The following is a 364-nucleotide window of genomic DNA, read 5'->3' on the forward strand; positions in this document are numbered from 1 at the left end:
GCTGCCCACCTCCGTGGTATTTGATGCACTCACCGGCAGTTGTCAAAGCGCCGATTGCACCATCGTGCTGGACGCGCGACTCCCGCGTACGCTGGCAGGGCTCCTCGCAGGTGGTGCACTGGGCCTGGCGGGTGCGCTGATGCAAACGCTCACGCGAAACCCTCTCGCCGATCCCGGTATTCTGGGCGTCAACTCTGGTGCCAGCTTTGCTATTGTGCTGGGGGCCGCACTGTTCGGCTTCTCCTCTGCGCAAGAACAACTGCTGATGGCTTTTGCCGGTGCGCTGGTCGCATCGCTGATCGTGGCATTTACCGGCAGTCAGGGCGGCGGGCAGCTCAGCCCGGTACGTCTGACATTGGCCGGT

The 364-nt window shown here is 63.5% G+C and carries 1 protein-coding gene; it reads left to right on the plus strand.

Features of this window, described 5'->3' with window-relative positions; all coding sequences use genetic code 11:
* Positions 1-364 (plus strand): iron chelate uptake ABC transporter family permease subunit (locus FDX22_RS26530; protein ID WP_146718024.1); only part of this gene is annotated, 364 nt, incomplete at both ends.

Origin of the sequence: Citrobacter sp. TBCS-14, from assembly GCF_005280805.1 — a bacterium.
In the GTDB taxonomy this organism is placed as follows: domain Bacteria; phylum Pseudomonadota; class Gammaproteobacteria; order Enterobacterales; family Enterobacteriaceae; genus Citrobacter; species Citrobacter gillenii.